Below are 20,997 nucleotides of genomic sequence, written 5' to 3'. Positions count from 1 at the left end.
ACGAGTGGCTATGCCGGGTTGCCCGCGGCCCGGCGATAGCCGCGCACCGCGGGGTAGGTGAAGATCAGCAGCCCCGCGAGCGACCACGCGATGGTCTTGAGCAGTGGTTCCGCGACGGGTCCGCCCATCGACAGTCCCTTCATCGCGTCGATCGCGCACGACATCGGCTGGTTCTCCACGAACGGCTGAAGCCACGTGGGGTAGGCGCCTGTGGGTACGAATCCCGAGTTGAAGAACAGCAGGAGGGTGCACAGCAGGGAGAGGATTTCGACGAGCGGCGCCTTCGCCGCGTTGACGGCGAGGGCGGTCACCATCGTCGCGAAACTCACCCCGAACAGCAGCGGCAGGAGCATCAATGCGATACCGGCGAGAATGCCCTGATCGAACCGGAACCCGATAGCGAAACCGACGGCGATGATCAGCACCGTGGTGAGCATGATCCGCACGGATTCGGCCATGAGTCGGCTGAGCAGGCCCGACGCGCGGTGCACGGGCAGCACCCAGAACCGGCTCAGGAGCCCGTCCGCCCATTCCTTCTTCAGCGACAGACCGCCCGCGATGGACCCGAACATCGCGCCGACGAGCGTGATCATCGGAACGGTCCCGAAGACGCTGTTGACCCCGGTGGCCTTGGTGATCGAGATCCCGAGGACCGCCCAGAACATCAGCAACATCAACGACGGGTACACGATCGCCTGAAGCATGGTGTACGGGTCACGAGCCCAGCGGAGCAGAAGTCGTCTGGTCTGCAGCAGGCTGTGCGAGAACAGCGCGGCGAGGGAATTCTCCGGGTGGGGTTCGAGCACCTCGGGGAAGGTCACCGTCGCCGGTGTGTCGGATCGGTACTCGGTGGTCATCCGCGCCTCACATTCGACCAGACCGACAACGGGAGGAAAACCAAGGCAAATCCTGCGCACCACAGCAAGGTAGGTGTCAGTAACTGGAACGTGATCGTCCCATCGGTCATCGCGCGCATGGACGTGGAGAACTGTGAGATCGGCTGGTTGCGCACGAAGCCCTGAGCCCATTCGGGGAACTGCGTCACCGGAACGAACCCGGACGAGAACATGCCGAGGATCAGCTGAGGGAGCGTCAGCGCTTGACTTGTAATCTCGGGGCTCCGGGTCAGGGTGCCGAGCGCATCGGCACCCGTTGTGAGGGTGAATCCAATGGCCATGGCCAGTCCGCAGAACGCGGCAGTTTGTGCCACACCTCCGTCGAATCGGAATCCGATGAGCAATCCGTATGCGATCGATGCTACGAGCGAAATCGCCGAATGTACGAAGCTGGCGGTCATCCGTGCCGCCAACGGAATTGCTGGGCCGATCGGCATCGTCTGGAACCGGGAGTTCATCCCGTTCGATGCCTCGGTAGCAGCGCGATGGGCGGCCGAGATCGCGGTGAACGCCATGGCCTGCAGGACGATGATCGGCATGACGAACTGTGCGTAATCGATGCCCTGGAATTTCATCACCAGGCGTAGCGGCAGGTAGAAGCCGATGGTGAAGATTAACGGCGCCAACACTGCTATGAAGAACTGACCGGACACTGCCATCGTGTGCAGGTTGCGCTTGGACAGCGCAATCCACTGCTGGATGCTCGACGGTTGCGGCCGCCGGTGCCTGCCTTCGAGGGCACTCTCGAATCCGAGCTGGGCGGGCGCCGTCACGACGGCAGGCTCTCGTCGACGCGGACGTGACCGGTGAGGGAGAGGAAGACGTCGTCGAGGGACGGGCGCCGCAGGGCGATGTCGGCGAGCGTGACCCCGGCGAGGTCGAGGCGGCGCAGAACCTCGGCGAGGGTCTGGGCGCCGTGTTCGGCGGGTATCGACAACCGGTCGGTGCCTTCTTCGATGACCCGGCCGGGTGGGCACAGGCTCGAGAGGATCTCCCGCACGCGCGGCAGGTCGTCGAGACTCACCGGGACGACCTCGCAGTAGCTTCCGCCGGTCCGGGCCTTCAATTCGTCGGCCGTGCCCTCGGCGATCACGGTGCCCTTGTCGATGACGACGATGTTGTCGCTCAGCAGGTCGGCCTCTTCGAGGTACTGCGTGGTCAGCAGGATCGTGATGCCCTGCTCCTTCAGCGCGGACACGAGGGACCACACGCCCTGGCGGCTGCGGGGGTCGAGACCGGTGGTGGGCTCGTCGAGGAACACCACCTCGGGGCGGATCACCAGGCCACAGGCGATGTCGACGCGCCGGCGCATGCCGCCGGAGTACCCGGACACCTTCCGGTCGCCCGCTTCGAGCAGATCGAACTGGGTCAGTAGGTCCTGCGCGCGCGATTTCGCGGACGCCTTGGGCAGGCCCATCAGGCGGCCGAAGAGCACCAGATTCTCGCGACCGGTCAGCGACTCGTCGAGGGCGGCGTACTGGCCCGTCATCATGATGCTGCGACGGACGTTCGCCGACTCCTCGACGACGTCGTGTCCGGCGACGAATGCGCGGCCCGCATCGGGTCGCAGCAGAGTGGACAGCACGTTGACGGTGGTGGTCTTCCCTGCGCCGTTGGGGCCCAGGATGCCCAGGACCGTGCCGCGGGGCACCTCGAAGCTCACACCCCGCAACGCTGCTACGTCACCGAAGGATTTCTCGATTCCCTCGACAAGAACGGCGGTGTCAGCTGCTGGCATGTCCCGAGTATGTCACGCGAAGAGGGTGATCAAGGCAGACCGGGGAACACCTTCGCGCCCGAGGAACGGGAGGGGAAATCTTCTGTAACGCGGAAAGACAGGTACGCGATAAATGCCGGACGTCTGTACCACTTCGGCCCCGGCGACCGCGGCGGAAACCGGTCCCGTCGGCCGGAAGGTGGTGCTGTGCCGCGACGTTCCGGCTGCGGGGAAGTGCCACACGGCAATTCGGGTCACCCCCGATGACGCCGCAACGAATGTGAGCTTCGACATGCGCCTTTCGCGTTCTACCGCGGTGTGACCCACGTCGTGATGTCGGCGTGAACCACCTCTACCCCGTGTCCGTCGAAAATGCCCACCGGCACGACGACGTCGGCGCCCGCAGTGATCGCGGTGAAGTCCGGCAGCTCCGGCAGTTCCGCGACGGCGCGCAGCGTTCCGTTCGCCTTGGCGAGGTAGTGGACCGTCATCGACTTCGGGATCCACCGGTGGGTCGAGGGCACGGTCGCCTCGGACAGCATGCCCATGGCGGCCTCGGCGAGGTTGCACGCCGCGATCGCGTGGAACGTGCCCAGGTGGTTGCGGACGCCCCACCATTTCGGGGCGCGGACCTCGCAGCGGCCGGGCCGCATCTCGACGACGCGGGGGAGGACCGAGCCGAAGTAGGGGACGCGGAGACACATGCCGACAGAGAAGAGGGCGTGGCCCAGCGCGTTGTCGGGGAGTTTCTGCCACGCGGCGTACGTGGGACTCGAGTTCGTCATCCACGCATCTTACTTCAGAGTAAGTTCGGGCGATGGCGGGAGGGATCGAGCCCGGTTTGAAGTCTCCCGCCCGGTACGGCATACTGGTCGGGTTGCCTTGTCTGGGACGCGATCGTTTGCGGCCCGAAACAGGTGGGGTGAAACGTCGCGGTGTAGATCACATGACCTGCTCGCGGCCACATGCAAGACGGAAGCAGTACCTACTGGCACTCGAATTCGAGTGCATCCGGTGCGCGTTCCCGGCCCGAAAAGCTGAAAAGTTCCGGGTCGGAGAATGAGTGGGAGGGCGACACGCCCGACCGCGTGTACCGGAGAACCATGACAGATGAACAGCGGCAGCGGATCGGGTGTGTCCCGGTCGCCTAGCGTTCGGACAGTTGCGGCCCAGGTAAGGGACTGTGCAGACGAGGTAGTTCGGCCCGACTCGGGTGGGACTACGAAACGCGGCAAGAAAAGGACACTAAGCGTGGCGGGACAGAAGATCCGCATCAGGCTCAAGGCCTACGACCATGAGGCGATCGACGCGTCAGCGCGCAAGATCGTCGAGACGGTGACCCGTACCGGGGCCCGCGTCGTTGGACCCGTGCCGTTGCCGACCGAAAAGAACGTGTACTGCGTCATCCGCTCGCCGCACAAGTACAAGGACTCGCGCGAGCACTTCGAGATGCGTACTCACAAGCGGCTTATCGACATCCTCGACCCGACGCCCAAGACGGTTGACGCGCTCATGCGCATCGACCTTCCGGCCAGCGTCGACGTCAACATTCAGTGAGCGCGGCGGAGACAAAAACAATGACTGATACCAAGATCAAGGGAATCCTGGGCACCAAGCTCGGCATGACCCAGGTCTTCGACGAGAACAACCGGGTCGTTCCGGTCACCGTCGTGAAGGCCGGACCGAACGTCGTGACCCAGATTCGTACCGAAGAGCGTGACGGCTACAGCGCCGTGCAGCTCGCGTTCGGCGCCATCGACCCGCGCAAGGTGAACAAGCCGACTTCCGGCCAGTTCACCAAGGCCGGCGTCACCCCGCGCCGCCACGTTGTGGAGCTCCGCGTTGCCGACACCTCGGAGTACGAGGTCGGCCAGGAACTTACCGCCGAGGTCTTCGAGGACGGCGCCTACGTCGACGTCACCGGAACCAGCAAGGGTAAGGGCTTCGCCGGAACCATGAAGCGCCACGGCTTCGCCGGTCAGGGTGCATCGCACGGTGCGCAGGCCGTTCACCGTCGCCCCGGTTCCATCGGTGGTTGCGCCACTCCGGGCCGCGTGTTCAAGGGCATGCGCATGTCCGGCCGTATGGGTAGCGACCGCATCACGACGCAGAACCTCTCCGTTCACAAGGTGGACGCCGAGAACGGCCTGCTGCTGATCAAGGGTGCGATCCCCGGCCGCAAGGGCGGCCTCGTGATCGTCAAGAGTGCAGTGAAGGGTGGTGCACGAGCATGACCAGCACCGAGACATCGACGACCAAGCTGACGCTGGACGTCAAGGTCGCCGGCGGCAAGACCAACGGCACCGTCGACCTCCCCGCGGAGATCTTCGACGCGCCTGCCAACATCGCGCTTCTCCACCAGGTTGTCGTCGCGCAGCTCGCTGCTGCACGTCAGGGCACCCACGCCACCAAGACCCGCGGCGAGGTTCGCGGCGGTGGCAAGAAGCCGTACCGCCAGAAGGGCACCGGCCGCGCTCGTCAGGGCTCGACCCGTGCACCGCAGTTCGCCGGTGGTGGCACCGTCCACGGCCCGCAGCCGCGCGACTACAGCCAGCGGACCCCCAAGAAGATGAAGGCCGCCGCCCTGCGCGGAGCCCTCTCCGACCGGGCCCGCAACGAGCGCATCCACGTGATCACCGAACTGGTTGCCGGTCAGACTCCGTCCACGAAGTCCGCCCGCACCTTCCTCGGCGAGATCTCGGACCGCAAGAAGGTCCTGCTCGTCGTCGGACGCGAGGACATCGCGGCCTGGAAGAGCGTGCAGAACCTGGACGGCGTGCACCCCATTGCACCCGACCAGCTCAACACCTACGACGTGCTCAACAGCGATGACGTCGTGTTCAGCGTCGAGGCGCTCAACGCGTTCATCCACGGGCCCGCCGAGACCGCCCAGGAAGAGAACAAGGAGGAGGGCAAGTGAGCACCATCGCCGATCCCCGCGACATCCTGCTCGCCCCGGTCATCTCCGAGAAGTCCTACGGACTGATCGAGGAAGGCACCTACACCTTCCTGGTGCACCCGGACTCGAACAAGACGCAGATCAAGATTGCCGTCGAGAAGATCTTCGGCGTCACCGTGACCAGCGTCAACACCGCCAACCGTCAGGGCAAGCGCAAGCGGACCCGGTTCGGTTACGGCAAGCGCAAGGACACCAAGCGCGCGCTCGTGACCCTCTCGGCCGACAGCAAGCCCATCGAGATCTTCGGAGGACCGGTCGCGTAAGCGCCCGGGACTTGACGAGACATAGAGGACGAGAAGACTCATGGCAATCCGTAAGTACAAGCCGACTACCCCGGGCCGTCGTGGCTCGAGCGTCTCGGACTTCGCCGAGATCACTCGGTCGACCCCCGAGAAGTCGCTGGTTCGCCCGCTCCACGGACGCGGTGGACGTAACGCACACGGTCGTATCACCACCCGGCACAAGGGCGGCGGACACAAGCGTGCCTACCGGCTGATCGATTTCCGTCGCAACGACAAGGACGGCGTGCCGGCCAAGGTCGCTCACATCGAGTACGACCCCAACCGCACCGCGCGTATCGCCCTGCTGCACTACGCGGACGGCGAGAAGCGCTACATCATCGCCCCCAAGGGCCTGGTCCAGGGTGCTCCGGTCGAATCCGGCGCAGGCGCCGACATCAAGCCCGGCAACAACCTGCCCCTGCGCAACATCCCGACGGGTACCACCATCCACGCGGTGGAACTCCGCCCGGGTGGCGGCGCCAAGATGGCCCGCTCGGCCGGATCCAGCATCCAGCTGCTCGGTAAGGAAGGCACCTACGCCACGCTGCGTATGCCGTCCGGCGAAATCCGTCGTGTCGACGTTCGCTGCCGCGCCTCGATCGGTGAGGTCGGCAACGCCGAACAGTCGAACATCAACTGGGGCAAGGCCGGCCGTATGCGCTGGAAGGGCAAGCGCCCGACCGTCCGTGGTGTCGTGATGAACCCGGTCGACCACCCGCACGGTGGTGGTGAGGGTAAGACCTCCGGTGGTCGCCACCCGGTCAGCCCGTGGGGCAAGCCCGAGGGCCGCACCCGCAAGAACAAGGCGAGCGACAAGCTCATTGTCCGTCGTCGCCGTACCGGCAAGAACAAGCGCTAGGAGGGAGTGAAGGATGCCACGCAGCCTCAAGAAGGGCCCGTTCGTCGATGACCACCTCCTCGCGAAGGTGGACGTGCAGAACGAAAAGGGAACCAAGCAGGTCATCAAGACCTGGTCCCGTCGTTCCACGATCATCCCGGACTTCATCGGCCACACGTTTGCGGTTCACGACGGCCGCAAGCACGTCCCCGTGTTCGTTTCCGACTCGATGGTCGGACACAAGCTCGGAGAGTTTGCACCGACCCGCACGTTCAAGGGTCACATCAAGGATGATCGGAAGGCGAAGAGGCGATGAGCAACACCGAAACCGCCAACCCGACCGCCAAGGCAGTAGCGCGCCACGTGCGCGTCACGCCGATGAAGGCGCGTCGTGTTGTGGACCTGGTCCGCGGGCGTTCGGTTGAAGACGCCCTGAACATCCTGAAGTTCGCGCCGCAGGCAGCGAGCGAGCCGGTCGCCAAGGTGATCGCCTCCGCAGCAGCCAACGCCGAGAACAACCTCGACCTCGACCCGAGCACGCTTGTCGTCGCCACGGCGTTCGTGGACGAGGGCGCGACCCTCAAGCGGTTCCAGCCGCGTGCACAGGGACGTGCGTTCCGTATCCGCAAGCGCACCAGTCACATCACCGTGATCGTGGAGAGCCTGCCGAAGACCGGAACATCGACCCGTAATCGCCGGAAGGGAAGTGCTCAGTAGTGGGCCAGAAAATCAACCCGCACGGCTTCCGCCTCGGCATCACCACCGACTGGAAGTCTCGCTGGTACGCAGACAAGCAGTACGCGGAATACGTCAAGGAAGACGTCGCGATCCGTAAGCTCCTCGCCACCGGCATGGAGCGCGCGGGCATCGCGAAGGTCGAGATCGAGCGCACCCGTGACCGTGTGCGTGTGGACATCCACACCGCGCGCCCGGGCATCGTCATCGGCCGCCGCGGCGCCGAAGCCGATCGCATCCGTTCCGAGCTCGAGAAGCTGACCGGCAAGCAGGTCCAGCTGAACATCCTCGAGGTCAAGAACGCCGAGGCCGAGGCTCAGCTCGTCGCACAGGGTGTGGCCGAGCAGCTCTCGAACCGTGTCGCCTTCCGTCGCGCCATGCGCAAGGCCATCCAGTCGGCCATGCGTCAGCCCAACGTCAAGGGAATCCGGGTTCAGTGCTCCGGTCGTCTCGGCGGCGCCGAGATGTCCCGGTCGGAGTTCTACCGCGAAGGCCGTGTGCCGCTGCACACGCTTCGTGCGGACATCGACTACGGCCTCTACGAGGCCAAGACCACCTTCGGCCGCATCGGCGTGAAGGTCTGGATCTACAAGGGCGACATCGTCGGTGGCAAGCGTGAGCTCGCCGCCAACGTGGCTGCTCCCGCAGGCGACCGCCCGCGCCGTGAGCGTCCGAGCCGTCCCCGTCGTTCCGGTGCCACCGGCACCACCGCGACCAGCACCGAAGCCGGCCGCGCAGCGACCGCCACTGCCGATGCACCCGCTACGACTGAACAGAAGGAGGGCTGACGCATGTTGATCCCACGGCGGGTCAAGCACCGCAAGCAGCACCATCCGAGCCGTTCGGGTGCCGCCAAGGGTGGAACCCAGGTGACCTTCGGTGACTACGGCATCCAGGCTCTCGAGCCGGCCTACATCACCAACCGGCAGATCGAGTCCGCTCGTATCGCCATGACCCGGCACATCAAGCGTGGCGGCAAGATCTGGATCAACATCTTCCCGGATCGCCCCCTCACCAAGAAGCCGGCCGAAACCCGCATGGGTTCCGGTAAGGGTTCGCCCGAGTGGTGGATCGCGAACGTCAAGCCCGGTCGCGTGATGTTCGAGATGAGCTACCCCAATGAGGAGATCGCTCGTGAGGCCCTGCGCCGCGCGATGCACAAGCTCCCGTGCAAGTGCCGGATCGTGACAAGGGAGGAGCAGTTCTGATGGCTACTGGAACCCCAGCCGCAGAGCTCCGCGAGCTCACTGAAGAAGAGCTGGTCACCCGGCTTCGTGAGTCGAAGGAAGAGCTGTTCAACCTTCGTTTCCAGATGGCCACGGGCCAGATGGACAACAACCGTCGACTTCGTACCGTTCGTCACGAGATCGCGCGTATCTACACCGTTCTGCGTGAGCGTGAGCTCGGGCTGGCCGTTGGTCCGGACGCAGGTGACGCGGCATGAGTGAGGAAAAAGCAGTGAGCACTGAAGAGCGCGGCAGCCGCAAGGTCCGCACCGGATACGTCGTCTCCGACAAGATGGAGAAGACGATCGTGGTCGAGCTCGAAGACCGGGTCAAGCACCCGCTCTACGGCAAGATCATCCGGCGCACCAGCAAGGTGAAGGCGCACGACGAGAACGGCGTCGCAGGCATCGGTGACCGCGTGCAGCTGATGGAGACCCGTCCGCTGTCCGCGACCAAGCACTGGCGTCTCGTCGAGGTCCTCGAGAAGGCCAAGTAAGAACCGAATAATGTATCCAGTACGATGGTGGGGTTGCCTTGCGGCAGACGCACGGCAACCCCACCGTTGTGCCGCCCACCCGGGCGGCCCCTCTCGCAGGGCACGGGTACAGACCGCGCACGTCGGGTCGGAAATCTGCCGTGCAACAGTCCAGGTCAAGGAGAAGTAAGTGATTCAGCAGGAGTCGCGGCTGCGCGTCGCCGACAACACGGGTGCCAAGGAGATTCTCTGCATCCGCGTTCTCGGTGGTTCGTCTCGCCGCTACGCCGGGATCGGTGACATCATCGTCGCCACCGTCAAGGACGCCATCCCGGGTGGAAACATCAAGAAGGGCGAGGTCGTCAAGGCCGTCATCGTCCGTACCACCAAGGAACGTCGCCGTCCGGACGGGTCGTACATCAAGTTCGACGAGAACGCCGCCGTCCTCATCAAGCCGGACAACGATCCCCGTGGCACCCGCATCTTCGGCCCCGTCGGCCGCGAGCTGCGTGAGAAGAAGTTCATGAAGATCGTCTCGCTCGCCCCGGAGGTGCTGTGATGAAGGTGCACAAGGGTGACACCGTGCTGGTCATCGCCGGCAAGGACAAGGGCGCGAAGGGCAAGGTCATCCAGGCCTACCCCGCGACCAACAAGGTCCTCGTCGAAGGCGTGAACCGCATCAAGAAGCACACCGCGGTTTCCGCGAACGAGCGCGGAGCTTCCTCCGGCGGCATCGTCACGCAGGAAGCCCCGATCCACGTTTCCAACGTCGCGGTCGTCGACTCGGACGGCAACCCCACTCGCGTGGGCTACCGGACCGACGAAGAGTCCGGCAAGCGCGTTCGGATTTCCCGGAAGAACGGGAAGGACATCTGACATGACCTCCACTGAGAACAAGATCCAGCCGCGCCTGAAGACTCGCTACCGCGAGGAGATCAAGGCTGCGCTGAACACCGAGTTCGACTACGCCAACGTGATGCAGATCCCCGGCGTCGTCAAGGTCGTCGTCAACATGGGTGTCGGTGACGCCGCGCGCGACGCCAAGCTGATCAACGGTGCCGTCAACGATCTCGCTCTGATCACCGGTCAGAAGCCCGAGATCCGCAAGGCACGCAAGTCCATCGCGCAGTTCAAGCTTCGCGAGGGAATGCCGATCGGCGCCCGCGTCACGCTGCGTGGCGACCGCATGTGGGAGTTCCTGGACCGTCTCGTGTCCGTCGCGCTTCCCCGCATCAGGGACTTCCGCGGCCTGTCGGGCAACCAGTTCGACGGCAACGGCAACTACACGTTCGGCCTGAACGAGCAGTCGATGTTCCACGAGATCGACGTGGACAAGATCGACCGCCCGCGCGGCATGGACATCACCGTGGTGACCACCGCGACCAACAACGAAGAAGGCCGTGCCCTGCTGAAGCACCTCGGCTTCCCGTTCAAGGAGAACTGAGCTAATGGCTAAGAAGGCATTGGTCAACAAGGCCAACAAGAAGCCCAAGTTCGCGGTGCGCGCCTACACCCGCTGCCAGCGCTGCGGCCGTCCGCACTCGGTGTTCCGCAAGTTCGGCCTGTGCCGAATCTGCGTCCGTGAGATGGCGCACGCCGGCGAGCTGCCCGGCGTTCACAAGAGCTCCTGGTGAGCCGGTGACGCCGTCGCCCTCTACGGCGGCGGCGTCACCCCCACAGACTTCCGGTTCGTAACCTCGGACCGGGAAACGTAAGACCTACTTCGCGATAGGCCTGCGTCGGAAACGGCAGAGGGAACCGTTGTGAGAAAGGTAGAGGTCAACCTCATGACCATGACCGACCCCATCGCAGACTTCTTGACGCGTCTGCGCAACGCCAACACGGCGTACCACGATGAGGTGAAGTTGCCCCACTCGAAGATCAAGGCGAACATCGCCGAGATCCTCAAGCGCGAGGGTTACATCGCCGACTACCGCACCGAAGACGCCGAGGTGGGCAAGACCCTCATCGTCGACCTGAAGTACGGCCCGAGCCGTGAGCGCAGCCTTGCCGGCGTGCGTCGCGTCTCCAAGCCCGGTCTGCGTGTGTACGCGAAGTCCACCAACCTGCCCAAGGTTCTGGGCGGCCTCGGCGTGGCGATCATTTCCACGTCCACCGGCCTGCTCACCGATCGCCAGGCGGCCAATCAAGGAGTGGGCGGGGAAGTCCTCGCCTACGTCTGGTAAGGGAGGCCACCACAATGTCGCGTATTGGAAAGATTCCCGTCACCGTCCCCGGCGGCGTCGATGTCTCGATCGACGGCCAGGACGTCACGGTCAAGGGTCCCAAGGGCACGTTGGCCCTGACGATCTCCGAGCCGATTGCCATTGCGAAGAACGACGACGGCACGCTCAGCGTGACGCGTCCGGACGACGAGCGTCGCAGCCGCGCGCTGCACGGTCTGTCTCGCACCCTGGTGCAGAACCTCATCACCGGTGTCACCGACGGTTACACCACCAAGATGGAGATTCACGGCGTCGGTTACCGCGTCGCTCTCAAGGGCAAGGACCTCGAGTTCGCACTCGGCTACAGCCACCCGGTCCCGATCGAGGCTCCGGAAGGCATCACCTTCGCGGTCGAGTCGCCCACCAAGTTCTCGGTGTCGGGCATCGACAAGCAGAAGGTCGGGCAGATCTCGGCCAACATCCGTCGTCTCCGTCGTCCGGACCCGTACAAGGGCAAGGGCGTGCGTTACGAGGGTGAGCAGATCCGCCGCAAGGTCGGAAAGACGGGTAAGTGATATGAGCCAGACTGCAAACCAGAAAGCCAAGCGGATTCCGCTCGGCAAGGATGCGTCCACGAAGCGTCGCCTGTCGAAGGTGCGTCGTCACTTCCGTCTCCGCAAGAAGGTCTCCGGCACGCCCGAGCGTCCCCGCCTGGTCGTCAACCGGTCCTCGCGCCACATCCACGTCCAGCTCGTGGACGACCTCGCAGGCCACACCCTGGCCGCGGCGTCGACCACCGAGGCCGACGTGCGTGCAGCGGACGGCGACAAGAAGGCCCTCAGTGCGAAGGTCGGTCAGCTGATCGCCGAGCGCGCGAAGGCAGCCGGTGTCGAGGCCGTCGTGTTCGACCACGGTGGACACGGCTACCACGGTCGCATCGCGGCCCTTGCGGACGCAGCTCGCGAAGGCGGGTTGAAGTTCTGATGACCAAGACCGAGTACATGAACGGAAGGACAGCCTGATGCCGGGACGTCAGAGGCGTGACGGCGGAAGCGGACCCGCCGGACAGAATGGCCCCAACACCGGGGACAACCGCGGCGGCGGCGACCGTCGTGGTGGCGGTCGCGACGATCGTCGCGGCGGACAGTCGGCCGAGAAGTCGAACCACATCGAGCGCGTCGTCACGATCAACCGCGTGTCGAAGGTCGTCAAGGGTGGTCGTCGCTTCAGCTTCACCGCTCTGGTGATCGTGGGCGACGGCAACGGACTGGTCGGCGTCGGCTACGGCAAGGCCAAGGAAGTTCCTGCGGCCATCCAGAAGGGCGTCGAGGAGGCTCGCAAGAGCTTCTTCCGCGTTCCGATGATCGGCAGCACTATCACGCACCCGGTTCAGGGTGAGGCCGCAGCGGGCGTCGTCATGCTGCGTCCGGCAAGCCCCGGTACCGGTGTCATCGCCGGTGGCGCGGTGCGTGCCGTGCTGGAGTGCGCCGGTATCCACGACATCCTGTCGAAGTCGCTCGGTAGCGACAACGCCATCAATGTCGTGCATGCGACCGTTGCTGCGCTCAAGGGCCTGCAGCGTCCCGAGGAAGTTGCGGCTCGCCGCGGTCTCCCCCTCGAAGACGTGGCTCCCGCCGGCATGCTGCGTGCACGCGCACAGGCTGGGAGCGTGAAGTAATGGCCGAACTCAAGGTCACTCAGATCAAGAGCACCATCGGTACCAAGCAAAACCAGAAGAACTCTCTGCGCACGCTGGGCCTGAAGGGCATCCGTCAGACTGTTGTTCGCGAGGACAATGCGCAGAACCGCGGTCTGATCAACGTGGTGCGCCACCTCGTCACAGTTGAGGAGGTCTAACCATGACCATCAAACTGCATCACCTGCGCCCCGCACCCGGAGCCAAGTCCGACAAGATTCGTGTCGGTCGTGGTGAAGGCGGCAAGCGCGGCAAGACCGCCGGTCGCGGCACGAAGGGCACCAAGGCCCGCAAGAACGTGCCCGCAGCCTTCGAGGGTGGACAGATGCCGCTGCACATGCGTCTGCCCAAGCTCAAGGGTTTCACCAACCCGTTCCGCACCGAGTACCAGGTCGTCAACGTCGGCGACATCGCCCGTCTGTTCCCCGAGGGTGGACAGGTCACGGTCGAGGACCTCGTTGCCAAGGGTGCCGTTCGCAAGAACCAGCTCGTCAAGGTTCTCGGCGACGGCGACCTGACTGTCGCCGTCCAGGTGACGGTCGACAAGTTCACCGGCTCCGCCAAGGAGAAGATCGCTGCTGCCGGTGGTACCGCCACCGAGCTGTGAGCTATCACCGCTAGCCAGTAGATGGCCGCAGTACAGCCTCGCGCTGTACTGCGGCCATTTGCGGCTGTACGGGCAGCACTGCCGCAGGTCTCCCAACTGTGCGTTCAGTTGCCACTGTTAGAGTTCTAGAGTTCATTCACGGACAAGTCTGCTTTCGACTCGTCTCCCCACCGTCGTGCCAGGAGGATCTTTGCTTTCCGCCTTCGTCTCGGCCCTCAGGACCCCGGACCTGAGGCGGAAGATCCTCATCGCGCTCGGTCTCGTTGCGCTCTATCGCATCGGCGCCGTGATTCCGTCGCCGGGCGTCGACTACGGGAACGTCCGAGCCTGTGTCGATCAGCTGTCGGGCGGTGATTCCGCTGGTATCTACTCTCTGATCAACCTGTTCTCCGGCGGCGCACTACTCCAGCTGTCGATTTTCGCGATCGGCATCATGCCGTACATCACGGCCAGCATCATCGTCCAGCTGTTGACGGTCGTCATCCCGAAGTTCGAGGAACTCCGGAAGGAAGGCCAGTCCGGCCAGGCGAAGATGACGCAGTACACGCGTTATCTGTCGATCGCCCTGGCGATCCTGCAGGCCACCGGCATCGTGGCGCTCGCGTCGCGCGGCCAGCTGCTGCAGGGATGCCAGGAAGAGATCATCGCCGACAAGAGCATCTTCGGCCTCGTGATCATCGTGCTGGTCATGACCGCGGGCGCTGCGCTCGTTATGTGGTTCGGCGAGGTCATCACCGAGCGCGGTGTCGGTAACGGCATGTCGCTGCTGATCTTCTCGGGTATCGCGTCCCGCCTGCCCTCCGAGGGCAAGGCCATCCTGGACAGTCGCGGGGGACTGATCTTCGCGATCATCTGCGTCGCAGCCCTCGCCATCATCGCCGGCGTCGTATTCGTCGAGCAGGGCCAGCGGCGGATCCCGGTCCAGTACGCCAAGCGCATGGTCGGCCGCAAGATGTACGGCGGCTCGTCGACGTATCTGCCGCTCAAGGTCAACCAGGCCGGCATCATCCCGGTCATCTTCGCGTCGTCGCTGCTGTACCTGCCGAACCTCATCGCGCAGCTCACCGGCGCCACGTCGTCCGCCGATCCCAGCTGGTGGCAGCGGATCATCAACGAGTACCTGGTGAATCCGAACAACCCGGTGTACATCGTCATCTACTTCGCGCTGATCGTGTTCTTCGTGTTCTTCTACGTCGCGATCACGTTCAATCCGGAAGAGCGCGCGGACGAGATGAAGAAGTTCGGCGGCTTCATTCCCGGTATCCGTCCGGGTCGCCCCACCGCGGACTACCTGAATTACGTGCTCAACCGCATCACCGTTCCCGGCTCGATCTACCTCGGCCTGATCGCGGTGCTGCCCCACTTCTTCCTGTCCGGAAGCCAGACCTCCAGCAGCATCTTCGGTGGTGCGGCCGTGCTGATCCTCGTCAGCGTCGCCCTGGACACGGTCAAGCAGATCGAAAGTCAATTGATGCAACGTAACTACGAAGGGTTCCTCAAGTGAGACTTGTCCTCCTTGGTCCTCCCGGTGCAGGCAAGGGCACCCAGGCCGCGATTCTGTCCGAGAAGCTCGGCGTCCCCCACATCTCCACGGGCGACCTGTTCCGCGCGAACATCGGCCAGGCCACGCCCCTCGGCCTCGAGGCGAAGAAGTACCTGGACGCCGGAGACCTGGTTCCCAGCGAGATCACCAACAACATGGTGAAGGCCCGCGTCGCCGAGCCGGACGCGGCCAACGGATTCCTCCTGGACGGCTTCCCCCGGACCGTCGACCAGGCTCAGGCGCTCGAGGCGATCCTCGCCGAGCTGAACACGAAGCTCGACGCAGTGCTGTCCTTCATCGTCGACGAGGACGTCGTGGTCGAGCGGATGCTGGCCCGTGGCCGCGCGGACGACAAGGAAGACGTCATCCGCAACCGGCTCCGGGTGTACCGCGAGGAGACCGCGCCGCTGCTGGACTACTACAAGGACCAGCTGGTGACCGTCGACGCCCTGGGCGAGGTCGATGAGGTCAACGCTCGCGCACTGGCAGCGTTGGGTAAGTAATGGGCTTCGGGCGTAAGCGCAAGGTCGTTCCGTTCCGGACCGCAGGCGAGCTCGACGCAATGGCGGCCGCCGGTGCCATCGTCGGTGCGGCTCTGGTGGCGGTCCGCGAAGCGGCGAAGCCGGGTGTGAGCACGCTCGAACTCGACGAGGTGGCCGAATCGGTCATCCGCGACGCCGGCGCCGTGCCGTCGTTCAAGGGCTACCACGGGTTCAGCGGATCGATCTGTTCGTCCGTGAACGATCGTGTGGTGCACGGGATTCCCTCGGCGGAAGACATTCTCGCCGAGGGAGACCTCGTCTCCATCGACTGCGGCGCCATTCTCGACGGCTGGCACGGCGACTCTGCGTGGACCTTCGGTGTCGGAGACATCATCGAAGCGGACCAGCAGCTCAGCGAGGCCACCCGGCTGTCCATGGAGGCGGGGATCGCGGCGATGCTGCCCGGCAACCGCCTCACCGACATTTCCCACGCCATCGAACTCGGCACCCGCGCCGCCGAGGTCGCGCACGACCGCAAGTACGGCATCGTCGACGGCTACGGCGGTCACGGCATCGGCCGGGAAATGCACATGGAGCCGTTCCTCGCCAATGAAGGAGCTCCGGGCAAGGGGCCGCAACTGGTGGTCGGTTCCGTTCTGGCGATCGAGCCGATGCTGACCCTCGGCACCACCGACACCGTTGTCCTCGACGACGATTGGACGGTTGTCACCTCCGACGGAACCCGTGCAGCGCACTGGGAGCACACGGTCGCCGTCACCGAGGACGGGCCGCGCATCCTGACCCTGCGTCCGGAGTAGTGGCCTCCTGCGGGTGCGGGCCTACACGTCGATCAGCAGAGTCACCGGGCCGTCGTTGACGAGGCTGATCTCCATGTGTTCGCCGAACACGCCGGTCTCGACGGTCGCTCCCAGCTCGCGGAGGGCGCCGGTGAACTCGTCCACCAGTGGTTCCGCCACCGGCCTCGGCGCCGCGGCGGACCAGGACGGGCGCCGGCCCCGGCGGGTGTCCGCCATGAGCGTGAACTGACTGGCGACGAGTACGGGGGCGTCGAGGTCGGACGCGGACTGTTCGTTCTCCAGGATGCGCATGGTCCACACCTTCTTCGCGAGCAGAGCCGCCTTCGCCTCGTCGTCCGTATGGGTGATGCCGACCAGGACGAGCAGCCCGTGGCCGCCGGCCGGGGGAGTGATCCGCCCGACCTCGTCGCCGTCGACGCGGACCGACGCGGATGTCACTCGCTGTACCAGGGCGCGCACGCACACCATCCTTCGCATCGTTGCCGGTGGGTCTCGGAAGTCGAATTCTCGCCGGGCGGGCGGGTCCGTCAGGGACCGCATTTGGCCTGGTGAGCAATTTCCCGTAACATGGATCAACGGTGCGCTATGCGTGCCGGTTGTCTGCGTGCCCAGTGCCGGATTCGATCCGGATTGTTCATGTTTCGGCCGGTGAAGATCCCATTGGGCGCCACGGTAACGGAAACAGATGCAATAAGCACGCCAAACCACATGGATCGCGGAGGATATGGCTAAGAAAGACGGGGCCATCGAGGTCGAGGGACGAGTAGTCGAGCCGCTGCCCAATGCGATGTTCCGCATTGAGCTCGAGAACGGCCACAAGGTTCTCGCCCACATCAGCGGAAAGATGCGTCAGCACTACATTCGCATCCTCCCGGAAGATCGCGTCGTCGTAGAGCTCTCGCCCTACGACTTGTCGCGCGGACGCATCGTTTACCGGTACAAATAAAAGCTTCCCCGCCGACCAGGTCGGGGAGAAGTACGTCCGCTGCGGATCTGCGTAGTGGGCTGCCACAAAACAGGAGATCAGAAGACGTGAAGGTTCAGCCGAGCGTCAAGAAGATCTGCGAAAAGTGCAAGGTGATCCGTCGTAACGGCCGGGTCATGGTGATCTGCGAGAACCTGCGCCACAAGCAGCGTCAGGGCTAGATCTCCGCTTTTCGAGGATCTGCTTGGCAACAAGCAAAGATGACCTCCCAGCACCAGCCAGTACTCACGGCTCTCGAGCAGGTACTGGTTCACCCCCGGCACGGAGGCCGGGGCCCCACTGAGTTAGTTGAAGCATTGTCGGTCGCGAGACCGCCGACGTTTGAAGAGGCACAGGGGATGGACTGGGAGCAGACCTCCGCACACCGATAGGAATGCCGACATGGCACGTCTCGCAGGTGTCGATCTTCCCCGTGAAAAGCGGATGGAGATCGCACTTACTTACATCTACGGCATCGGCCGTACCCGCTCCAAGGAGATCCTGGACGCCACCGGCGTCAGCCCGGATCTGCGGAGCAAGGATCTCTCGGACGAGGATCTGGCCAAGCTCCGCGAGTACATCGAGGAGTCGCTGAAGGTCGAGGGTGACCTTCGCCGCGAGGTCCAGGCCGACATCCGACGCAAGATCGAGATCGGCTGCTACCAGGGCCTGCGCCACCGTCGTGGTCTGCCCGTGCGTGGTCAGCGCACCAAGACCAACGCCCGCACCCGTAAGGGTCCGAAGCGCACCATTGCAGGCAAGAAGAAGGCGAAGTAATGCCCCCCAAGTCACGTAGCACCGGTCCGAAGAAGACCCAGAAGGCGCGTCGCAGGGACAAGAAGAACGTCCCGCACGGCGCCGCTCACATCAAGAGCACGTTCAACAACACCATCGTGTCCATCACGGACCCCGCCGGAAACGTGATTTCCTGGGCGTCCTCGGGACACGTCGGCTTCAAGGGTTCGCGTAAGTCGACCCCGTTCGCCGCTCAGCTGGCCGCCGAGAACGCAGCCCGCAAGGCGCAGGAGCACGGTGTCAAGAAGGTCGACGTCTTCGTCAAGGGCCCCGGCTCCGGCCGTGAGACCGCGATCCGCTCGCTTCAGGCCGCAGGCCTCGAGGTCGGCACCATCTCCGATGTCACCCCCCAGCCGCACAACGGCTGCCGTCCGCCCAAGCGGCGTCGGGTCTAGCGGGAAGGATAGGTAGAAGAAAATGGCACGTTATACCGGACCCATCACCCGCAAGTCGCGTCGTCTGCGCGTCGACCTCGTTGGAGGCGACCAGGCGTTCGAGCGTCGTCCCTACCCGCCGGGCCAGCACGGCCGCGCGCGGATCAAGGAGAGCGAGTACCTGCTCCAGCTGCAGGAGAAGCAGAAGGCTCGCTTCACCTACGGCGTCATGGAGAAGCAGTTCCGCCTGTACTACAAGGAGGCGAACAACCGCCCCGGTAAGACCGGTGAGAACCTGCTCCGCATCCTGGAGTCGCGTCTCGACAACGTCGTGTACCGCGCCGGACTGGCTCGCACCCGCCGCCAGGCCCGTCAGCTGGTCACCCACGGCCACCTCCTTGTGAACAACAAGAAGGTCGACATCCCCAGCTACCGCGTCTCGCAGTACGACATCATCGATGTCAAGGACAAGTCGCTGTCCACGCTTCCCTTCCAGGTCGCGCGCGAGACCCAGGGTGATCGCCCGATCCCGGGTTGGCTGCAGGTTGTCGGTGGACGTCTCCGGGTTCTGGTTCACCAGCTTCCCGAGCGTGCGCAGATCGACGTTCCTCTGCAGGAACAGCTCATCGTCGAGTACTACTCGAAGTAGGCCTGACGGCTCGTGCGCCTTTCCGGTAGTTCCGACTACCGGAAAGGCGCACGGGCACGAAGTGCCTTTCCCATCGTGGGCGTCAAATAGTGGACGCCCGTACAGGAGGAACTCCAATGCTCATTTCTCAGCGACCCACGCTGACCGAAGAGGTCATCGCTGACAACCGCTCGAAGTTCGTCATCGAGCCCCTCGAGCCAGGCTTCGGGTACACCCTCGGCAACTCGCTCCGTCGCACGCTGCTCTCGTCGATTCCCGGCGCTGCTGTCACCAGCATCCGCATCGACGGCGTTCTGCACGAGTTCACCACAGTTCCCGGTGTGAAGGAAGATGTCACCGACATCATCCTGAACCTCAAGGGCCTCGTCGTGAGCTCCGAAGAGGACGAGCCGGTCACCATGTACGTCCGCAAGCAGGGCCCCGGCGCTGTGACTGCAGGCGACATCGTGCCCCCGGCCGGCGTCACCGTGAACAACCCGGATCTGCACATCGCCACCCTGAACGACAAGGGAAAGCTGGAGATCGAGCTCGTCGTCGAGCGCGGTCGCGGCTACGTCCCCGCCGTCCAGAACAAGGCGTCCGGCGCCGAGATCGGCCGTATCCCGGTCGACTCGATCTACTCGCCGGTGCTCAAGGTCACCTACAAGGTGGAGGCCACCCGCGTCGAGCAGCGCACCGACTTCGATCGGCTCGTGCTCGATGTGGAAACCAAGAACTCCATCACCGCTCGGGACGCGCTCGCTTCGGCGGGCAAGACCCTGGTTGAGCTCTTCGGCCTGGCCCGTGAGCTGAACGTCGAAGCAGAAGGCATCGAGATCGGACCCTCGCCCGCCGAGGCCGATCACATTGCTTCGTTCGGACTGCCCATCGAGGACCTGGACCTGACGGTCCGTTCCTACAACTGCCTCAAGCGCGAAGGTGTTCACACCGTCGGTGAGCTTGTCGGCCGTACCGAGTCCGATCTGCTCGACATCCGCAACTTCGGACAGAAGTCCATCGACGAGGTGAAGGTCAAGCTGCATTCGCTCGGCCTGGCCCTCAAGGACAGCCCCGCGTCCTTCGATCCCACCACCGTTGCCGGCTACGACGCCGCCACCGGGACGTGGAGCGACACGGACGCCGGTTCCTTCGGTGATGCCGAGGGCACCGAGGACTACGCCGAGACCGAACAGCTGTAGCTCACGGTCCTTTACTAGGAGATCATCATGCCCAAGCCCAAGAAGGGTGCCCGCTTCGGCGGGTCGGCTTCGCACCAGAAGGCGATCTTCGCCAATCTGGCTACCGCGCTCTTCGAGCACGGCCGCATCACCACCACGGAGTCCAAGGCCAAGGCCCTGCGCCCGTACGCCGAGAAGCTCGTCACGCACGCCAAGGCCGGAACCCTGGCTCACCGTCGTGAGGTTCTGAAGGTCATCCGCAACAAGGATGTCGTGCACACCCTGTTCGCGGAGATCGGCCCGTTCTACGCCGATCGTGACGGCGGCTACACCCGCATCATCAAGACGGTCCCCCGCAAGGGCGACAACGCGCCGATGGCGATCATCGAGCTCGTCAAGGAGAAGACCGTCACCTCCGAGGCCGACCGCGCTCGTCGCGTGAAGGCATCGAAGGATGCGCCGGCTGCTGCTCCCGCCGAGGAGAACGTCGTCGAGGCCGTCGAGGCCGAGGCAACCGACGCCGAGGTCGAGAACGCTGACGCCGTCGTCGAGGCCATCGAGGACGAGACCGCCACCGCGGCCGACGCCCCCGAGGCCGAAGAGGCCAAGAAGGACTAGTC

Annotated in this window: 36 protein-coding genes; 31 read left to right on the top strand and 5 right to left on the bottom strand. The window is 64.5% G+C overall.

Annotated elements, in window-relative coordinates; genetic code table 11:
* Nucleotides 1–8: 8 nt before the first annotated feature.
* The 4 genes from HGB39_RS14390 to HGB39_RS14375 form a co-directional block, all read right to left on the bottom strand.
* The gene (locus HGB39_RS14390) at nt 9–857 is read right to left on the bottom strand and encodes an ABC transporter permease (RefSeq protein ID WP_005253852.1); all 849 of its coding nucleotides are present in this window, start codon (nt 855–857) and stop codon (nt 9–11) included.
* Nucleotides 854–1,669, bottom strand: coding sequence for an ABC transporter permease (locus HGB39_RS14385; RefSeq protein WP_005564947.1), 816 nt, complete (start codon nt 1,667–1,669; stop codon nt 854–856). The genes HGB39_RS14390 and HGB39_RS14385 overlap by 4 nt, the downstream gene beginning before the upstream one ends.
* Nucleotides 1,666–2,634, bottom strand: a complete 969-nt coding sequence (locus tag HGB39_RS14380) for an efflux ABC transporter ATPase subunit, DrrA-related (RefSeq protein ID WP_005253854.1) — start codon at nt 2,632–2,634, stop codon at nt 1,666–1,668. The genes HGB39_RS14385 and HGB39_RS14380 overlap by 4 nt, the downstream gene beginning before the upstream one ends.
* 287 nt (nt 2,635–2,921) lie before the next feature.
* Nucleotides 2,922–3,398: a hotdog fold domain-containing protein gene (locus HGB39_RS14375; protein WP_054245373.1), complete on the bottom strand. Its 477-nt coding sequence runs from the start codon at nt 3,396–3,398 to the stop codon at nt 2,922–2,924.
* A 466-nt stretch (nt 3,399–3,864) separates the two neighbouring features.
* On the opposite strand from HGB39_RS14375, the gene rpsJ reads away from it, so the two are divergent.
* From rpsJ to map, 24 genes are all read left to right on the top strand, one after another.
* Nucleotides 3,865–4,170: a 30S ribosomal protein S10 gene (gene rpsJ / locus HGB39_RS14370; protein WP_003938093.1), complete on the top strand. Its 306-nt coding sequence runs from the start codon at nt 3,865–3,867 to the stop codon at nt 4,168–4,170.
* A gap of 20 nt (nt 4,171–4,190) precedes the next feature.
* Entirely contained in the window at nt 4,191–4,847 is a 657-nt protein-coding gene (rplC, locus tag HGB39_RS14365; RefSeq protein WP_005239628.1) for a 50S ribosomal protein L3, read from the top strand.
* Nucleotides 4,844–5,533, top strand: coding sequence for a 50S ribosomal protein L4 (rplD, locus tag HGB39_RS14360; RefSeq protein ID WP_005239630.1), 690 nt, complete (start codon nt 4,844–4,846; stop codon nt 5,531–5,533). The genes rplC and rplD overlap by 4 nt, the downstream gene beginning before the upstream one ends.
* The gene (gene rplW, locus HGB39_RS14355; protein WP_005239632.1) at nt 5,530–5,835 is read left to right on the top strand and encodes a 50S ribosomal protein L23; all 306 of its coding nucleotides are present in this window, start codon (nt 5,530–5,532) and stop codon (nt 5,833–5,835) included. The genes rplD and rplW overlap by 4 nt, the downstream gene beginning before the upstream one ends.
* 40 nt (nt 5,836–5,875) lie before the next feature.
* Nucleotides 5,876–6,712, top strand: coding sequence for a 50S ribosomal protein L2 (rplB, locus tag HGB39_RS14350; protein WP_005239633.1), 837 nt, complete (start codon nt 5,876–5,878; stop codon nt 6,710–6,712).
* 13 nt (nt 6,713–6,725) lie between these two features.
* A complete protein-coding gene (gene rpsS / locus HGB39_RS14345; protein ID WP_003940820.1) occupies nt 6,726–7,007 on the top strand; it encodes a 30S ribosomal protein S19 in 282 nt (93 codons plus the stop codon).
* Nucleotides 7,004–7,408 (top strand): 50S ribosomal protein L22, encoded by a 405-nt coding sequence (gene rplV, locus HGB39_RS14340; RefSeq protein WP_005239634.1) that lies wholly within the window; start codon nt 7,004–7,006, stop codon nt 7,406–7,408. The genes rpsS and rplV overlap by 4 nt, the downstream gene beginning before the upstream one ends.
* Nucleotides 7,408–8,214 (top strand): 30S ribosomal protein S3, encoded by an 807-nt coding sequence (gene rpsC / locus HGB39_RS14335; RefSeq protein WP_005239635.1) that lies wholly within the window; start codon nt 7,408–7,410, stop codon nt 8,212–8,214. Before rplV ends, rpsC begins: the two co-directional genes overlap by 1 nt.
* Before the next feature lie 3 nt (nt 8,215–8,217).
* Nucleotides 8,218–8,634: a 50S ribosomal protein L16 gene (gene rplP, locus HGB39_RS14330; protein ID WP_005239636.1), complete on the top strand. Its 417-nt coding sequence runs from the start codon at nt 8,218–8,220 to the stop codon at nt 8,632–8,634.
* Nucleotides 8,634–8,870, top strand: coding sequence for a 50S ribosomal protein L29 (gene rpmC / locus HGB39_RS14325; protein WP_005239637.1), 237 nt, complete (start codon nt 8,634–8,636; stop codon nt 8,868–8,870). Before rplP ends, rpmC begins: the two co-directional genes overlap by 1 nt.
* On the top strand, nt 8,867–9,148 hold the full coding sequence (rpsQ, locus tag HGB39_RS14320; protein WP_005239638.1) for a 30S ribosomal protein S17: 282 nt from the start codon (nt 8,867–8,869) through the stop codon (nt 9,146–9,148). The genes rpmC and rpsQ overlap by 4 nt, the downstream gene beginning before the upstream one ends.
* Nucleotides 9,149–9,317: 169 nt before the next feature.
* Nucleotides 9,318–9,686: a 50S ribosomal protein L14 gene (gene rplN, locus HGB39_RS14315; protein WP_005239639.1), complete on the top strand. Its 369-nt coding sequence runs from the start codon at nt 9,318–9,320 to the stop codon at nt 9,684–9,686.
* A complete protein-coding gene (rplX, locus tag HGB39_RS14310; protein WP_005239640.1) occupies nt 9,686–10,003 on the top strand; it encodes a 50S ribosomal protein L24 in 318 nt (105 codons plus the stop codon). Before rplN ends, rplX begins: the two co-directional genes overlap by 1 nt.
* Before the next feature lies 1 nt (nt 10,004).
* Nucleotides 10,005–10,571 (top strand): 50S ribosomal protein L5, encoded by a 567-nt coding sequence (gene rplE / locus HGB39_RS14305; protein ID WP_005239642.1) that lies wholly within the window; start codon nt 10,005–10,007, stop codon nt 10,569–10,571.
* A 4-nt stretch (nt 10,572–10,575) separates the two neighbouring features.
* A complete protein-coding gene (locus HGB39_RS14300; RefSeq protein ID WP_005239644.1) occupies nt 10,576–10,761 on the top strand; it encodes a type Z 30S ribosomal protein S14 in 186 nt (61 codons plus the stop codon).
* Between the two features lie 153 nt (nt 10,762–10,914).
* Nucleotides 10,915–11,313: a 30S ribosomal protein S8 gene (gene rpsH, locus HGB39_RS14295; RefSeq protein WP_005239657.1), complete on the top strand. Its 399-nt coding sequence runs from the start codon at nt 10,915–10,917 to the stop codon at nt 11,311–11,313.
* A 14-nt stretch (nt 11,314–11,327) separates the two neighbouring features.
* Nucleotides 11,328–11,867 (top strand): 50S ribosomal protein L6, encoded by a 540-nt coding sequence (gene rplF / locus HGB39_RS14290; protein WP_005239658.1) that lies wholly within the window; start codon nt 11,328–11,330, stop codon nt 11,865–11,867.
* A gap of 1 nt (nt 11,868) precedes the next feature.
* Nucleotides 11,869–12,276, top strand: a complete 408-nt coding sequence (gene rplR / locus HGB39_RS14285; RefSeq protein ID WP_005239660.1) for a 50S ribosomal protein L18 — start codon at nt 11,869–11,871, stop codon at nt 12,274–12,276.
* A 37-nt stretch (nt 12,277–12,313) separates the two neighbouring features.
* Complete coding sequence (rpsE, locus tag HGB39_RS14280) at nt 12,314–12,970, top strand: 30S ribosomal protein S5 (protein ID WP_005239662.1); 657 nt, start codon at nt 12,314–12,316, stop codon at nt 12,968–12,970.
* Complete coding sequence (gene rpmD / locus HGB39_RS14275; protein WP_005239665.1) at nt 12,970–13,149, top strand: 50S ribosomal protein L30; 180 nt, start codon at nt 12,970–12,972, stop codon at nt 13,147–13,149. Before rpsE ends, rpmD begins: the two co-directional genes overlap by 1 nt.
* Before the next feature lie 2 nt (nt 13,150–13,151).
* Nucleotides 13,152–13,595: a 50S ribosomal protein L15 gene (gene rplO, locus HGB39_RS14270; protein ID WP_005239667.1), complete on the top strand. Its 444-nt coding sequence runs from the start codon at nt 13,152–13,154 to the stop codon at nt 13,593–13,595.
* Between the two features lie 190 nt (nt 13,596–13,785).
* Entirely contained in the window at nt 13,786–15,099 is a 1,314-nt protein-coding gene (secY, locus tag HGB39_RS14265) for a preprotein translocase subunit SecY (RefSeq protein ID WP_005239668.1), read from the top strand.
* Entirely contained in the window at nt 15,096–15,641 is a 546-nt protein-coding gene (locus HGB39_RS14260; RefSeq protein WP_005253860.1) for an adenylate kinase, read from the top strand. The genes secY and HGB39_RS14260 overlap by 4 nt, the downstream gene beginning before the upstream one ends.
* Nucleotides 15,641–16,438 (top strand): type I methionyl aminopeptidase, encoded by a 798-nt coding sequence (gene map, locus HGB39_RS14255; protein ID WP_005564943.1) that lies wholly within the window; start codon nt 15,641–15,643, stop codon nt 16,436–16,438. Before HGB39_RS14260 ends, map begins: the two co-directional genes overlap by 1 nt.
* A 21-nt stretch (nt 16,439–16,459) precedes the next feature.
* Here the strand turns inward: map and dtd are convergent, their stop codons facing one another.
* Nucleotides 16,460–16,897: a D-aminoacyl-tRNA deacylase gene (gene dtd / locus HGB39_RS14250; RefSeq protein WP_054245432.1), complete on the bottom strand. Its 438-nt coding sequence runs from the start codon at nt 16,895–16,897 to the stop codon at nt 16,460–16,462.
* 265 nt (nt 16,898–17,162) lie between these two features.
* On the opposite strand from dtd, the gene infA reads away from it, so the two are divergent.
* From infA to rplQ, 7 genes are all read left to right on the top strand, one after another.
* On the top strand, nt 17,163–17,384 hold the full coding sequence (gene infA, locus HGB39_RS14245; RefSeq protein ID WP_003418601.1) for a translation initiation factor IF-1: 222 nt from the start codon (nt 17,163–17,165) through the stop codon (nt 17,382–17,384).
* Between the two features lie 86 nt (nt 17,385–17,470).
* Entirely contained in the window at nt 17,471–17,584 is a 114-nt protein-coding gene (gene rpmJ, locus HGB39_RS14240; RefSeq protein WP_003938068.1) for a 50S ribosomal protein L36, read from the top strand.
* A 220-nt stretch (nt 17,585–17,804) separates the two neighbouring features.
* On the top strand, nt 17,805–18,179 hold the full coding sequence (gene rpsM / locus HGB39_RS14235; protein ID WP_005239677.1) for a 30S ribosomal protein S13: 375 nt from the start codon (nt 17,805–17,807) through the stop codon (nt 18,177–18,179).
* Nucleotides 18,179–18,592 carry a 30S ribosomal protein S11 gene (gene rpsK, locus HGB39_RS14230; protein ID WP_005239680.1) on the top strand — a complete coding sequence of 138 codons (414 nt, stop codon included), beginning with the start codon at nt 18,179–18,181 and terminating at the stop codon, nt 18,590–18,592. The genes rpsM and rpsK overlap by 1 nt, the downstream gene beginning before the upstream one ends.
* Before the next feature lie 22 nt (nt 18,593–18,614).
* On the top strand, nt 18,615–19,220 hold the full coding sequence (rpsD, locus tag HGB39_RS14225; protein ID WP_005239683.1) for a 30S ribosomal protein S4: 606 nt from the start codon (nt 18,615–18,617) through the stop codon (nt 19,218–19,220).
* 116 nt (nt 19,221–19,336) lie between these two features.
* Nucleotides 19,337–20,398 (top strand): DNA-directed RNA polymerase subunit alpha, encoded by a 1,062-nt coding sequence (locus HGB39_RS14220; RefSeq protein WP_005239684.1) that lies wholly within the window; start codon nt 19,337–19,339, stop codon nt 20,396–20,398.
* Nucleotides 20,399–20,425: 27 nt separating this feature from the next.
* Nucleotides 20,426–20,995: a 50S ribosomal protein L17 gene (rplQ, locus tag HGB39_RS14215; RefSeq protein WP_005239685.1), complete on the top strand. Its 570-nt coding sequence runs from the start codon at nt 20,426–20,428 to the stop codon at nt 20,993–20,995.
* The last annotated feature ends 2 nt before the right edge of the window (nt 20,996–20,997 follow it).

It is taken from the genome of Rhodococcus opacus, from assembly GCF_012396235.1.
Taxonomy (GTDB): Bacteria; Actinomycetota; Actinomycetes; order Mycobacteriales; family Mycobacteriaceae; genus Rhodococcus_F; species Rhodococcus_F opacus.
Note: the sequence above shows the minus strand (reverse complement) of the source record. Positions and strands in the feature narration are given on the sequence as shown.